The 14,277-nt window shown below is 70.2% G+C and carries 14 protein-coding genes; 13 read left to right on the top strand and 1 reads right to left on the bottom strand.

The features are described 5' to 3' along the window. The first annotated feature begins 123 nt into the window (after window positions 1-123). The 8 genes from ABH941_RS10340 to ABH941_RS10305 all read left to right on the top strand — a co-directional run bounded on the left by ABH941_RS10340 (window position 124) and on the right by ABH941_RS10305 (window position 7,507). Window positions 124-1,206: a cation diffusion facilitator family transporter gene (locus tag ABH941_RS10340; RefSeq protein ID WP_370128419.1), complete on the top strand. Its 1,083-nt coding sequence runs from the start codon at window positions 124-126 to the stop codon at window positions 1,204-1,206. Window positions 1,207-1,404: 198 nt separating this feature from the next. Continuing rightward, window positions 1,405-2,139, top strand: a complete 735-nt coding sequence (locus ABH941_RS10335; RefSeq protein WP_370128417.1) for a hypothetical protein — start codon at window positions 1,405-1,407, stop codon at window positions 2,137-2,139. A 91-nt stretch (window positions 2,140-2,230) separates the two neighbouring features. Then, window positions 2,231-2,851: a copper chaperone PCu(A)C gene (locus ABH941_RS10330; RefSeq protein WP_370128415.1), complete on the top strand. Its 621-nt coding sequence runs from the start codon at window positions 2,231-2,233 to the stop codon at window positions 2,849-2,851. A gap of 12 nt (window positions 2,852-2,863) precedes the next feature. Beyond that, window positions 2,864-3,502 (top strand): LysE family translocator, encoded by a 639-nt coding sequence (locus ABH941_RS10325; protein WP_370128413.1) that lies wholly within the window; start codon window positions 2,864-2,866, stop codon window positions 3,500-3,502. 172 nt (window positions 3,503-3,674) lie between these two features. Next, entirely contained in the window at window positions 3,675-4,631 is a 957-nt protein-coding gene (locus ABH941_RS10320) for a serine hydrolase (RefSeq protein ID WP_370128411.1), read from the top strand. Between the two features lie 149 nt (window positions 4,632-4,780). Next, on the top strand, window positions 4,781-5,716 hold the full coding sequence (locus ABH941_RS10315; protein WP_370128409.1) for an SIS domain-containing protein: 936 nt from the start codon (window positions 4,781-4,783) through the stop codon (window positions 5,714-5,716). Beyond that, entirely contained in the window at window positions 5,716-6,612 is an 897-nt protein-coding gene (locus ABH941_RS10310; protein ID WP_370128407.1) for a 1-phosphofructokinase family hexose kinase, read from the top strand. Before ABH941_RS10315 ends, ABH941_RS10310 begins: the two co-directional genes overlap by 1 nt. 61 nt (window positions 6,613-6,673) lie before the next feature. Next, entirely contained in the window at window positions 6,674-7,507 is an 834-nt protein-coding gene (locus ABH941_RS10305) for a ketose-bisphosphate aldolase (protein WP_370128405.1), read from the top strand. Window positions 7,508-7,526: 19 nt separating this feature from the next. On the opposite strand, the gene ABH941_RS10300 is transcribed toward ABH941_RS10305, so the two are convergent. Next, window positions 7,527-8,309, bottom strand: a complete 783-nt coding sequence (locus tag ABH941_RS10300; RefSeq protein WP_370128691.1) for a GNAT family N-acetyltransferase — start codon at window positions 8,307-8,309, stop codon at window positions 7,527-7,529. Between the two features lie 275 nt (window positions 8,310-8,584). Here ABH941_RS10300 and ABH941_RS10295 point away from each other — a divergent pair, with 275 nt between their 5' ends. The 5 genes from ABH941_RS10295 (at window position 8,585) to ABH941_RS10275 (ending at window position 14,222) form a co-directional block, all read left to right on the top strand. Beyond that, window positions 8,585-9,664, top strand: a complete 1,080-nt coding sequence (locus tag ABH941_RS10295) for a nitric oxide synthase oxygenase (protein ID WP_370128689.1) — start codon at window positions 8,585-8,587, stop codon at window positions 9,662-9,664. Between the two features lie 382 nt (window positions 9,665-10,046). Beyond that, entirely contained in the window at window positions 10,047-11,390 is a 1,344-nt protein-coding gene (locus ABH941_RS10290) for an extracellular solute-binding protein (protein WP_370128403.1), read from the top strand. Continuing rightward, the gene (locus tag ABH941_RS10285; protein WP_133996263.1) at window positions 11,387-12,391 is read left to right on the top strand and encodes a carbohydrate ABC transporter permease; all 1,005 of its coding nucleotides are present in this window, start codon (window positions 11,387-11,389) and stop codon (window positions 12,389-12,391) included. The genes ABH941_RS10290 and ABH941_RS10285 overlap by 4 nt, the downstream gene beginning before the upstream one ends. After that, window positions 12,388-13,323, top strand: a complete 936-nt coding sequence (locus tag ABH941_RS10280) for a carbohydrate ABC transporter permease (RefSeq protein ID WP_370128401.1) — start codon at window positions 12,388-12,390, stop codon at window positions 13,321-13,323. Before ABH941_RS10285 ends, ABH941_RS10280 begins: the two co-directional genes overlap by 4 nt. After that, the gene (locus tag ABH941_RS10275; RefSeq protein WP_370128400.1) at window positions 13,320-14,222 is read left to right on the top strand and encodes a DeoR/GlpR family DNA-binding transcription regulator; all 903 of its coding nucleotides are present in this window, start codon (window positions 13,320-13,322) and stop codon (window positions 14,220-14,222) included. The genes ABH941_RS10280 and ABH941_RS10275 overlap by 4 nt, the downstream gene beginning before the upstream one ends. Window positions 14,223-14,277 lie beyond the last annotated feature (55 nt).

The raw sequence follows: 14,277 nt of genomic DNA, 5'->3' as shown, positions 1-14,277 counted from the left end.
CGGGCGCCCACCGGTCGCGAGCGGTTTTGGCTGCGACAACACTCCACCACACCGGCGCAACACATGAAGGAGCTTTCATATGTTCCGGTATCGTGGTGATCGAAGACAACGGAGGAGGAACCGGTGAGCCCCACCCGCGAGCAGGCGCACCAGGAGTCGGGCCACGGTCATGCCAGGGACGACGCTCACGAGCACGACACTCACGAGCACGACGAAAGCAACGCGCACGCCGGTCACAGTCACGGCGTCTCCGCGGACGCGGACCGGCGCTATCTGAAGGCCGCGCTCGCGCTGATCGCCGCCTTCATGCTCGGCGAGGTGGTCGTCGGCGTGCTGGCGAAGTCGCTGGCGCTGATCTCCGACGCCGGGCACATGCTCACCGACGCCGCCTCACTGGTGCTCGCCCTGGTGGCGATGAGCCTGGCCGCGCGGCCCGCCAAGGGGGCGCTCACCTTCGGTTTCAAGCGCGCGGAGATCCTCTCGGCGCAGGCCAACGGGATCACCCTGCTCGGCCTGGGCGCCGTCTTCAGCTACGAGGCCGTCCGGCGGCTGATCAGCCCGCCGTCCGTCGAGGGCGGGATCGTCCTGGTCACCGCCCTGGTCGGGATCGTCGTCAACGTCCTGGCCGCCTGGCTGATCTCCCGGGCCAACCGCAGCAGCCTCAATGTGGAAGGCGCATACCAGCACATCCTCAATGACGCCTGGGCCTTCATCGCCACCGCCCTGGCCGGCCTGGTCGTCCTGCTGACCGGTTTCAACCGGGCGGACTCGATCGCGACACTCGTGGTCGCCGGACTGATGTTCCACGCCGGATTCGGGCTGGTGCGCGAGTCCGGGCGGATCTTCCTGGAGGCCGCACCGGCCGGTCTCGACCCGGACGCGATCGGCGCGGAGCTGGCGGCGGTGCCGGGCGTGGTCGAGGTGCACGATCTGCACGTCTGGACGATCACCTCGGGCTACCCGGCCCTCTCCGCGCACGTCCTGGTCAGCAGCGACCGGGACTGCCACGCGGTGCGGCTGCGGCTGGAGCGGACCCTGCGCGAGCACCACCGGATCGAGCACAGCACCCTGCAGGTCGACCACGCCACCCCGGAACTGCTCCAACTCGGCGGCGGCCCCGGCGCACCTGGCACGCCCGGCGCCGACGGCCCTTCCACTAGCCACTGCGCCGACCCGCACGGGAGTTCACACCGTCCTGTCACCTGACCCGTCACCTGAGGCGACAGCGCGCCGCTGTTACCAAGCTGTAATTTTCTTATATGGGACATATCTCCATAAAATAAGATCATCGTCTCAGCATTGAGTTGCACACTTACGGGACGCTAAGCAGCGCACCTACTAACGTGACCGCCGCGGGGACCGTACACGCTGTTTCCAGGGCAAGCCGGAAGCTACTGAGGACCGATGACACAGAAGAAGCCGTCGAACGCCGACCGGCGCCGTATAGCCCAGGCGAAGATCGCCGAGCAGCGCCGCCTGGAGGCCCGTCGCCAGCGCAGGATCACGATCGCCTGGGTCGTGGCCGGAGTGGTCGTCCTCGCCGGTGCGGGAACCGCGGCCACCTTCGCCATCCAGAAGACCAACAGCGACAACGCCAAGGCCGCGGTCGCCAAGCAGGCCTCGGACCCGTCGATCGACAAGAGCAGCAACCTGCTCGCCACCACCGCCCAGCAGTCGACCGGCGGCGCCGTGGACGGTGTGGTCAAGAGCAACTCGATGGAGACCACCGCCTACCACATCCACGCCCACCTGCAGATCTACGTCAACGGCGTGCAGAAGAACATCCCCTACGGCATCGGCATCATGCCGCCGTACTCGCTCAGCGGCTCGGGTTCCTCGGCCTTCGTCAGCGGCGGCAGCAAGTTCTACTACCTGCACACGCACGACGAGACCGGCGTCGTCCACGTCGAGTCGCCGAACAAGCAGGAGTACACCCTCGGCAACTTCTTCGACCTGTGGAAGCAGCCGCTGAGCACCACCCAGGTCGGCCCCAACAAGGGCACCGTCACGGTCTTCGTCGACGGCAAGACGTACACCGGCGACCCGAACGCGATCAAGCTGACCGCGTACGAGAAGATCCAGCTCGACGTCGGCACCGTCACCCCGTACAAGGACTTCACCTGGCCGTCGGGCTACTAGGCGTACAGGCGTACAGGCGTACAGACGCAGCCGACAGCAGGTAAGCCCAGGCGGGCAGCCCAGCAGGACGACCGAGCGGGGAGCACTGCGCATGGACACCGACGAGGAGTTGGAGCTCGCCGCGCTGGAGCAGGAGGCCGCGCTGCTGGAGGCGCGCGGCCGCCGGCAGCGCGGCGGGGCGGCCCGGGTGCGGCGGCTGCTCCAGCTCCAGGCCCCGGTGCTGATCGCGTTGGCGGTGGTGCTGCTGATGTGGGGGCGCAGCGCACCCCAGCCCGCCACTGCGGCCACCGCCGCCGCCTCGCCCGCGCTCATCGGGATGAGCAGCGCGCATCTGGATCCTCCCGCGGCCGGGGCCACCACGCTCTCCGCCTATGTGACGATCCGCAACAACGGCGGGACGCCGGACCGGCTGGTGGGGGCGTCCAGCCCCTGGGCCGGGACGATTAATCTCGTGGACGCCTCCTCCCCCGCCTCGCTACCGTGGATCATCGTCCCCGCGCACGGGTCGGTGACACTGAAAGCCAGTGCGGACCACATGGTGCTGAGCGACCTGAAGCGGGTGCCCAAGGCCGGCGACACCATCCAGCTGAATCTGAACTTCGCCGATTCGGGCACGGTGTACGTGTTCGCGCCGGTCGGTCCCGCCGACAGCCTCACCGTCCTGGACGTGGTCAACGCGATGAAGTACATGGACAAGCTGCCCCCGCAGTAGGGAGTTCCTGTCGTGTCCGTCGACCGCCTGGCCGCTTTCGCGGCCGTGTCGCTGCTGCTGATCGTGATACCGGGCCCCAGCGTGCTGTTCGTGGTGGGCCGGGCCCTCGCGCACGGGCGCCGCACCGCCCTGCTGTCCGTCCTGGGCAACACCGTCGGCGCGTATGTGCTGGTGGTGGCGGTCTCCATGGGCGTCGGTCCGCTGGTGGAGCGCTCGCTGCTGCTGTTCACGGCGCTGAAGCTGGCCGGCGCCGCCTATCTGGTCTTCCTCGGGGTGAAGGCGATCCGGCACCGGGAGTCGCTGCGCGAGGCCTTCGCGGCCGACGCCCCGCCGCCGCGCGGCGGCCCGCGGACCGTCTGGGAGGGCTTCGTCGTGGGCGTGGCCAACCCCAAGACCATGGTGTTCTTCGCCGCCGTGCTGCCGCAGTTCACCGACCGCAGCACCGGCCGGGTGACGCTGCAACTCCTGCTGCTCGGGCTGGTGTTCACCGCCATCGCGCTGGTGTCGGACAGCCTGTGGGGGCTGCTGGCCGCCACCGCGCGCTCCTGGTTCGCCCGTTCACCGCGACGGCTCTCGCTGGTCGGCGGGACCGGGGGGCTGGCGATGATCGGCCTGGGGCTGACCGTCGCGGTCACCGGCCGCAAGGACTGACGCACCGACAGCAAGGCGCCGACCAAAGCGCCGATCAAGGCGCCAGCACCGGACTGCCCGTCAGCAGTCTGGATTCGGACACGATTTGGTCGAGTCTGCGCGGTCCTGGACCCCGTTGCCCGCAGACTGAACACCAGTTCTTCCCATCGGCTCCACAGAAGGGTCCCTGCCCGTGCCGTCACCCCGCTTGTCCCGCGCCCGGCGACTGCTCGCCACCGCGCTGGGAAGCACCGCCCTCGCCGCACTGCTGCCGCTCGCCACGGCCGGCTCCGCCGCGGCTGCCACGTCCATCTGCTCGGCTCCCGCGAAGCACGCCGCCCTGGCCGCCAAGCTCTCCCGTGACATCAGGTCCGCGCTGTCGGGGCGCGGTGACGAGGTCGCCGTCGCGGTGTACGACCAGAACACCGGCGTGTTCTGCACCTACAACGCCTACTCCCACTTCGACTCCGCGAGCGTGGTCAAGGCCGCGATCATGGGCACGGTGCTGCGCCGGGCCCAGGAGCAGCACCGCGGGCTGACGGCCTGGGAGACGTCCAACCTCAGGGCGATGATCACCCACTCGGACAACACCGCCGCGAGCAACCTCTGGGCCAGCGTCGGCCGTACCCGTTTCCAGGCCTTCCTCAACCTGGCCCAGATGCACAGCACGTATCCGGGCCCCGGCGGCTACTGGGGTCTGACCCAGATCACCGCCCGGGACGAGGTGCATCTGCTGGACGCGTTCACCGACCACCACGACGTGCTCAACACCACCTGGCGGGCCTACGCGCTGAAGCTGATGTCCGAGGTCACCCCGTCGCAGCGGTGGGGCGTCCCGTACGGCGCTCCGGGCGGGACGCTGGTGTCGAACAAGAACGGCTGGCTCCCCCGGGCCACCCACGGCTGGCGGGTGCACAGCATCGGCACGGTCACCGGCAACGGCCGCGACTACCGACTGGCCGTGCTGACCCAGAACAACAGCACCATGGGGTACGGCGAGATCAGCATCGAGCGGGTCGCCGTCGCGGTCCACCGCGACCTGGGCGGTTCCACGGCGCGCTACCCGGCTGCGGCCGCTACGCCGAGGTCGGCGGACGTGCCCGCACTGTCCGACGACTCTGCCCCGTTCGGACCGGTACTCGGTCAGTAACCGATCCCACCCCGCAGGAACACCCCGTCCGGCCCTGCCGGACGGGGTGTTCCTGTCTCCGGACTGCGCATGTATGCTCACTTCTGCTTGAAACAAGCAGTTAATGAGCAATATTAATCAGCTGTTCTCTCTGGGGAGGGCCCGTCCACATGTCCTGGACCGTGCAAGAGATCGCCGCGCAGCCCGACTGCTGGCAGCAGGCCGTGGACCGGCTGCCTGAGTTCGCACCGCTGCTGCCCCGGCACGGCGAGCGGGTCGCCGTGGTCGGCTGCGGCACCTCCTGGTTCCTGGCTCAGGCCTACGCCGCGCTGCGGGAGACCGCGGGCCACGGTGAGACCGACGCCTTCGCCGCCTCCGAGGCCCCGCTGGGCCCCGGCTTCGCCCGCCGGTACGACCGGGTGCTCGCGCTGACCCGCTCCGGGACCACCACCGAGGTGCTCGAACTGCTCGCCGGCCTGCGCGGTACGGTCGCCACTACCGCGATCACCGCCGACCCGGCCACCCCGGTCGTCGACCTCGCCGACGAGCTGGTGGTGCTGGACTTCGCCGACGAGCGCTCGGTGGTGCAGACCCGCTTCCCCACCACCCAGCTGCTGCTGCTCCGGGCCCACCTCGGCGAGCGGACCGACGCCGTGATCGCCGACGGCGCGACCGCGCTCACCGCGAGCATCGCCCCCGAACTGCTGGACGCCGAGCAGATCAGCTTCCTCGGCCGCGGCTGGAGCTACGGCCTGGCCCGCGAGGCGGCCCTGAAGGTCCGTGAGACCGCCGCCTGGTGGACCGAGTCCTACCCGGCGATGGAGTACCGGCACGGACCGATCAGCGTGGCCCGCCCCGGCCGCGCCGTCTGGAGCCTCGGCGAGCTGCCGCAGGGCCTCGCCGAGCAGATCGCGGCCACCGGCGCGCATCTGGAGCAGCCGACCCTCGACCCGGTCGCCGAGCTGGTCCGGGTGCAGCGGCTCGGCGTCGCGCTGGCCGGGAAGCTGGGTCGGGACGTCGACAACCCGCAGCACCTGACACGGTCGGTGGTGCTCGCCACCGATACAGCCGCGGGTACGGCAACGGGCCCGGCAGCCGGCGCCTGATGATCGTCACAGTCACCCTCAACGCCGCCCTGGACACCACCTACCGGCTCGACGCGCTCAGCGTCGGCGGCACCAACCGGGTCGCCTCGGTGGCCCAGCGGGCCGGCGGCAAGGGCGTCAACACGGCCAGGGTGCTGGCGGCGCGCGGCCGGTCGGTGCTGGTCACCGGCCTGGCCGGCGGTCCCGCCGGGCAGGCGCTGCGGGACGACCTGGACGCGGCCGGGCTGCCGCACCGGCTGACACCGGTCCGGGGAGCCACCCGGCGCACGGTCGCCGTGGTGGAGGAGGGCGGCGAGGTGACCGGGCTCTGGGAGCCCGGACCGGAGATCAGCGCCGCCGAATGGCACCGCTTCGCCGAGCACGACTTCCCCTCCGCGCTGGCGCAGGCCGAGGTGGTGGTGGTCTCCGGCAGCCTGCCGCCGGGGGTGCCGGTGGACGCCTATGCGCTGCTGCTGAGCCGCGCCGCGCAGCTGGGCGTCCCGGCGGTGCTGGACGCCGACGGGGAGGCCCTGCTGGCCGGCCTGGCCGGGCGGCCCGCGCTGGTGAAGCCCAACGCCGAGGAGGCCCGCCGGGCCACCGGCGCCGCCGACCCGGCCACCGCCGCCGACCGGCTGCGCGAGCTGGGCGCGGCGACGGCGGTGGTCACCGCCGGGGCCGCCGGGCTCTACGGCAGCGCCGAAGGGCTGCGCTGGCACACGCCGGCGCCGTGCCGGATACGGGGCAACCCGACCGGCGCGGGGGACGCGGCGACCGCCGCGCTCGCCATCGCCCTGGCCGACGGACTGCCCTGGCCCGAAGCCGCCGCGGACGCCGCCGCGCTCGCCGCCGCGGCCGTGGCCGCGCCGCTGGCGGGCGACTTCGACCCGGCGCTGTACCGCGAACTCCTCCGTTCCTGAACCGACCCGATCCTGAACCCGACCCGAACAGACCTGAACAGACAGCAGGGGGCTCAACCGTATGCCGCTCACACCGACCGCGCGGATACTCCGCAACGCCGAGCGCGACGGCTTCGCCGCGGGCGCGTTCAACGTGATCCAGCTGGAGCACGCCGAGGCCATCCTCGCCGGGGCGCAGCAGGCCGAGGCCCCGGTGATCCTCCAGATCAGCGAGAACGCGGTGCGCTACCACCGGGGACTCGCCCCCATCGCCGCGGCCGTGCGGGCGGCGGCCCGGGCCTGTCCGGTCCCGGCCGCCCTGCATCTGGACCACGCCACCGGGTTCGAGCTGATCCAGGAGGCCGCGGCCTGCGGATTCGGCTCGGTGATGTTCGACGGTTCGAAGCTCCCCTGGGACGAGAACGTCGCGGCGACCCGCGAGATCACCGAGTGGTGCCACGAGCGCGGTCTGCTGGTGGAGGCCGAGTTGGGCGAGATCGGCGGCAAGGACGGCGCACACACCCCGGGTGTGCGCACCGACCCGGCGGAGGCGGCCGCGTTCGTCGCCGCCACCGGCGTGGACGCGCTGGCCGTCGCCGTCGGCTCCTCGCACGCCATGACGGTCCGTTCGGCGGCGCTGGACCTGCCGCTGATCGAGGCCCTGCGCGCGGCGGTCCCGGTGCCGCTGGTGCTGCACGGCTCCTCGGGCGTGCCCGACGCGACCATGGCGGCAGCGGTGACGGCGGGGATGCGCAAGGTCAATATCTCCACCCACCTCAGCCGCCTCTACACCGAGGCGGTACGGGAGGTGCTGGCCGCCGATCCGGCCCTGGTCGACCCGCGCCGTTGGCTCGGTCCGGCCCGGGACGCGGTGGCCGCCGAGGTGGCCCGGCTGCTGGGCGTCCTGGCGCCGTGACACGGCATCAGGACGGGCGTCACGGCGTCAGCAGGTACGGCGTGGTGGTGCTCAGTACAGCGAAGCCCAGCCGCTCCAGGATCGGACGGCTCAGGTCGGAGGCGTCGACCTGCAGGTACTCATAGCCGGCAGCAGCCGCCTCACGGGCCCGGTGGGCGACCAGTGCGCGGTAGATGCCCTTGCCACGCCAGGCCGGCAGAGTCCCCCCGCCCCACAGCCCGGCGAAGCCGGTGCCCTGGCAGAACTCCATCCGCGCCGCGCACACCGGTTCCCCGTCCTCCGCCACGGCGACGACCATGCTGAGCGTGTCGGGGTCGTCGGCGAGCCGGGCCAGCAGCCGGCTGCGCATCCGGTCGGCGTCGGAGCCGAAGACCCTGGCGTGCACCTGCACCACCAGCTCCGCCCCGGCCGCGTCGACGACCTGCTGCAGCCGGACCCCGTCCGGCAGCGCGGCGTCCGTCATCAGCGCGGCGACCGGTGCGACCATCAGCGCCTCGGTCGGCTCCGGCGTGAACCCGGCGGCCAGCAGACGGTCGCCGAGATCGGCCGGGCCGTCATGCCGGTAGAGTTTCCATTCGAACTCGCGGCCGACCTCGGTGGCATCGGCGACCTGCTGGGCGATGGCGGCGTCGGCTGTCTGCTCGGTCAGGTCCGACCACAGCACCCCGGTCCAGGCGTCCGCCGCGCCGCCGGTCTGGCGCACCACGTCGCCGACCCGCTCGACGACCGCGCCGGGGCTGTCGGGGGCGGCCTCCCGGCGCATCCGACGGTCGAACAGGGCGAGCACGTCCTCGTGGTTCATCTGCGTCATGGCCCCATATGACCATCGATCCGGACCAGGGCCAACCGCTTTGTCGCAGGTCAGCGTGGGAGGGCAGGCGCCGCCGACCGATGCGGCAGGGGCGGACCGCAACGGACAGCACCCTAGCCGTTCGTACATCGTCCCGTCCGGACTATCGCATACTCTCCGCGTCCGCCCGCTCACCTGAGGTACCCATGAGGCGGGAGGGATGTTCCTTGCTGTTCAAACGCACCATTCCATCGCACCACGGGTCCGGCCGACGCCGCCCGCCCGCACTGGCCGCACGGATCCAGGCCGCCGAGGCCTTCATCGGGCAGTTCGCCGAGGAGAACCCCGAGGCGACGGGTGACCCCGAGCGCCGCCGGCGCGAGGTCCGCAGGGCGATCGAGTCCTACGGGACCTACGAGCACACCACCGAGGAACTGGTGTTCGGCGCCAGGGTCGCCTGGCGCAACGCCGCCCGCTGCATCGGGCGGCTGTACTGGCGCAGTCTGGTCGTTCGCGACCTGCGGCATCTCCGACATCCGGACGACATCGCCGAGCAGAGCTTCGAGCATCTGCGGCTCGCCACCAACGGCGGCCGGATCCGACCGGTGATCAGCGTCTTCGCACCCGACCGGCCGGGCCGACCCGCCGCCCGGCTGCTCAGCGAGCAACTGGTGCGCTACGCCGACGACCCCGCCAGCGCCGCACGCCTCGCCCTGGCCCGGAATCTGGGCTGGAAGGGCGGCAAGGAGGAGTTCGACCTGCTTCCGCTGCTGGTCCAGGCCGCGCCGGAGCGCACCCCCGAGTACTACGAGCTCCCCGGGGACGCGGTACTGGAGGTGCCGCTGCGCCACCCCGAGCACTCCGGCTTCGCCGGGCTCGGCCTGCGCTGGTACGCCGTCCCCGCGGTCTCCGACATGACCCTGGAGATCGGCGGGGTCGGCTATCCGGCGGCGCCCTTCAACGGCTGGTACATGGGCACCGAGATCGGCTCGCGCAACCTCGGCGACAGCGACCGCTACGACCTGCTCCCCTCCATCGCCGCGCTGTTCGACCTGAACACCGCCAGCGACCGGAGCCTGTGGCGCGACCGCGCCCTGGTCGAACTCAACCTGGCGGTACTGCACTCCTTCCAGGAGGCCGGCGTGACCATGGCCGACCACCACACCGAGTCCGCGCGCTTCCTCGCGCACATCGAGCGGGAGCGGCGCAGCGGACGCGCCGTCCCCGCCGACTGGAGCTGGATCGTCCCGCCGCTGTCGGGCTCGGCCACCCCGGTCTTCCACCGCACCTACGACCCTCCCGACGCGGGGCTGCGCCCCGCCCTGCTCCGCCGTCCGGCCACCGACCCCTGGGGGACCTCCAGTTGACCCGGCGCCAGCCGGGATGAGCCGCGAACGCGTTGGTGCATTGTGCGCCAACGCGTTTGATCTTGTTCATACCTTCATCCCCCTTTGACAGCGGGTTCATCCACTGGGCACATCACGGTCTCGCAACGCATCCGGAATGGGGCGTTGACGCCCCTGACCAACTGCCGTAGAACTACCCGTGCGGTCGAGACAAGTTTCATCCTGGTGACTTATGTTAGAAACCGATCGGCCTTAACAGGCTGATCGGTTCCGTCGATTCAGGCAGTCCTCCCCAACTCCCTCCACAGTCGTCGCCGGTAGACACAGGCGCTGTGCGTTTGTGTGCCTTTTCGCCTCTCCGCATGTCATCCAGCACTGCACTCCCACCACTCATGGAGGCACCATGTCGGACGCAGGGATGTCACCAAGCCGCCGAACCCTGCTCAGGGGACTGGCCGGCGCCGCCGGGATATCCGTCGCGGGCGGGCTGCTCTCTGCCTGCAGCTCCTCGGGTTCGGGCTCCGGGACGCCGAGCAGCGGAAGTTCGACCGGATCCTCGGGGACCGCCGGCGGGACCGTGAGCTTCGGGTCCAACTACTCGGACCCCGGCGTCAAGGCCGCCTTCGCCTCGCTGTGTACGGCGGCGACGGCGGCGACCGGGTCCCAGATCAAGATCAACACGGTCGACCACAACACCTTCCAGCAGGACATCACCGCCTACCTGCAGGGCACCCCGGACGACCTGTTCACCTGGTTCGCCGGCTACCGCATGCAGTACTTCGCCGCGCAGGGCCTGGCCCTGCCGATCGACGACGTCTGGGCGAAGATCGGCGGCAACTTCAACGCCGCGGCCAAGACACTCTCCACCGGCCTGGACGGACACCAGTACATGGTGCCGATCTACAACTACCCGTGGGTGGTCTTCTACAACAAGAGCGTGTTCGCGGCCAAGGGCTACACCGTCCCGACCACCTGGGACCAGCTCATCGCGCTCGCCAAGAAGATGAAGTCCGACGGGATCATCCCGTTCGCCTTCGCCGACAAGGACGGCTGGCCGGCGCTGGGGACCTTCGACATCCTCAACATGCGCATCAACGGCTACGACTACCACATCAAGCTGATGAAGCACGAGATCCCCTGGACCGACCCGGGGGTGACCCAGGTGTTCCAGCACTGGGCCGAGCTGATGCCCTACATGCAGACCGGGGCCAACGGCCGGATCTGGCAGGACGCGGCGAAGACTCTGGAGGCCAAGCAGGCCGGCATGCTCTACCAGGGCACCAACCAGGTCGCCCAGCAGTACGTCACCGACAAGGCGAACCTCGCCGACCTGGACTTCTTCGTCTACCCGGAGATCAACCCGAGCTACGCCCAGGACTACATGGACGCCCCCACCGACGGCTTCATGATCAGCAAGAAGGCCAAGAACGTGGACGCGGCCAAGGCGATCCTGGAGTACATCGGCACCGGCGCCGCCGAGGCCGACTTCCTCAAGACCGACCAGTGGGACGTCGGCCTGGCCCAGGGCCTGTCCGCGCCGACCTACGACGCCATTCAGAAGAAGTCGGTCGTCGAGATCGGCAAGTGCAAGGCGGTCGCCCAGTTCATGGACCGCGACTCCGACCCGGCGATGGCCACCGCGATGATCGCCATCATCCAGAAGTTCATCGACGACCCCAGCACCGGCAACATCGCCACGCTGCAGAAGAGCGCTGAGGCCCAGGCGAAGACGATCTACACCTCATGAGCTCTGCGACCGACACGCAGGTCCCGGCGGCGGCGCCCGCAAAGGCGCGCCGCCGCCGGGGCCTGCGCAGGCTCTCCGGCCGCGACCGCGTCGTGGTGGCACTGCTGCTCGGCATCCCGCTGCTGCTCGACCTGGCGTTCGTCTGGTTCCCGGCGCTGGCCACCGTGTTCCTGTCGTTCACCAAGTGGAACGGCGTCGGGGGCCTGCACACCAAGACCTGCCTGCCCAACGTCCCGTCCATCCTCAACAACGGCTGCCTGTACGGCATCCAGAACTACCACCAGGCCGTCACCATCTACCCGGAGTTCTGGCCCGCGGTCCGGCACAACCTGATCTGGCTGGCCGTCTTCGTCCTGTTCGCCACCCCGCTGGGGATGCTGTTCGCGGTGCTCATCGACCGCGGCATCAAGGGCAGCCGGATGTACCAGAGCATCCTGTTCCTGCCGGTGATGCTGTCGCTGGCGCTGATCGGGATCATCTGGGAGTTCATGTACTCGCAGAACCTGGGTCTGATCAACACCGTCATCGGACGCAACGGCAACAGCAACGCCATCGACTGGCTCGGCAATCCGCACCTCAACCTGTGGGCCGTGCTGGTGGAGGCCACCTGGCGGCAGGCCGGCTATGTGATGGTGCTCTACCTGGCCGGTCTCAAGGCCGTCGACCCGACCCTGCGCGAGGCCGCCGTCGTCGACGGCGCCAACGCCTGGCAGACGTTCTGGCGAGTGGTCTTCCCGGTGATGCGGCCGATCAACGTGGTCATCATGGTGGTCACCGTCATCGAGTCGCTGCGCGCCTTCGACCTGGTCTACATCACCAACAAGGGCATCAACGGCCTGGAACTGCTCTCGGTACTGGTCACCTCCAACATCGTCGGCGAGACCCAGCGGGTCGGCTTCGGCTCCGCCCTGGGCGTGGTGCTGCTGGTGATCTCCCTGGTGCCGATCTGTATCTTCCTGTTCCAGACGTTCCGCCGTGAGAGCCGTGAGGGGCCGTCATGACCACCGACTCCAGTCTTTCCGGGAGCCTTCCACGGGTTCAGGCCGCACTGCCCGCCGACAGCGGACGTCCCCGCAAACCCCGGGCCTGGGGGCAGATCGCCTCGCAGCTCTTCCTGATCAGCGCCTCGGTGCTGTGGCTGCTGCCGATCCTGTTCGCGCTCTACATCGCGCTGCGCCCGTACTCGGAGACCACCAAGTACGGCTATGTCTCGCTGCCGCACTCGCTGACCCTGAAGAACTTCAGCGACGCCTGGAGCACCTCCGGGATGCCGCACTTCTTCTGGAACTCGGTGCTGATCACGGTCCCGGCCGTGGTCATCGTGCTGGCCCTGGCCTCGGGCGTGGCCTTCGTGCTGACCCGGGTCGACGTCAAGGTCAACGTGGCCCTGCTGATCGTGTTCACGGCCGGCAACCTGCTGCCGCAGCAGGTCATCATCACCCCGCTGTACCGGCTGTACCTGCTCATCCCGCTGCCGTCCTTCCTCAGCGGCAGCGGCCTGATGTACAACTCGATCACCGGCCTGGTCGCCGTCAACGTCGCCTTCCAGCTGGGCTTCTGCGTCTTCGTGCTGAGCAACTACATGAAGTCGATCCCGGAGGAGATGTACGAGGCGGCCCTGGTCGACGGGGCCGGCCTGTGGACCCGCTTCTGGCGGCTGACGGTACCGCTGTGCCGTCCGGCGCTGGCGGCCCTGGCCACCCTGCTGACGACCTGGATCTACAACGACTTCTTCTGGGCCATCACCCTGATGTCGTCCGGTGACAAACGCCCGGTCACCTCGGCCCTGGCCAACCTCCAGGGCCAGTTCGTCAGCAACCAGAACCTGATCGCGGCGGCAGCCATGATCGCGGCCGTGCCCACCCTGGTGGTGTACATCCTGCTGCAGAAACAGTTCATCGCGGGCCTCTCGCTCGGTTCGAGCAAGGGTTGACCGCGGTTGCCGCAGCCCCTGTCGGCACCACTTCGGTCACCGCCGTTCCGGTCACCGCCGTTCCCGGTGACACCACCACCAATGCCGTTACCGAATGCGACGGGGGGCGGAAGGTGCTGCCCAGGCAACGTCAGGGAGCGATCCTGGACGAGCTCCGTGCCAGGGGGGAGGTGGACATCGCCGCGCTGGCCCTGCGGCTCGGCGTCTCGGAGGCCACGGTCCGACGGGACCTGGGCGTGCTGGCCCGGCAGGGGCACCCGGTGCCGCTCCGCCGCGCGGCGACCCCCGCCCCACGCACGGCCACCCCGCGCGGAACGGCCACCACCCGGCCCCAGGCCGAACAGGAGGCCATCGCCGCGGCGGCGGCCGGGCAGGCCCGCCCGGACATGACCATCGGCCTGTCGGGCGGGGCCGTCGTCCACAAGCTCGCCGCTCACCTGCGCGAGCTGCCCGGCCTGACCGTCGTCACCAACTCCCTGACCACAGCCACGATCCTGACCCGCTCCGGACGTGGACGGGCCCGTCCCACGGTGATCCTCACCGGCGGCTACCGCACCCCGGACAACGACCTGCTGCACGGTCCGGTGTCCGCCCTGGTCCTGCGCAGCATGCGGCTCGAACTGGCCTTCCTGGACTGCGCGGGCCTCGACGGCCCGAACGGCGCCAGCACCGACTCACTCGCCGACAGCGACACCCGGCGCGCCCTGGTCCAGGCCGCCGCCCACACCTGCGTACTCGCCACCGCCGCCCAGTGCGGCCGTACCGCCCTCAGCGTCTTCGCCGGCCCGGACGAGATCGACTTCATCGTCACCGCCGCAGCCGGCGCCCCCTCCCCCGCCCAGCGCTCGGTCCTCCGCCAGGCCGGCGGCGCGGTATGCGTGGACCTGGGCCCCGACTGACGTACCGTCAAGAACATACGGATCCAGGAGCGCTGGGAACGGCCCTGAACGAGGA

Source organism: Streptacidiphilus sp. EB103A, from assembly GCF_041261405.1.
Lineage (GTDB): Bacteria > Actinomycetota > Actinomycetes > Streptomycetales > Streptomycetaceae > Streptacidiphilus.
This window is presented reverse-complemented; position numbering and strand designations above follow the sequence as displayed.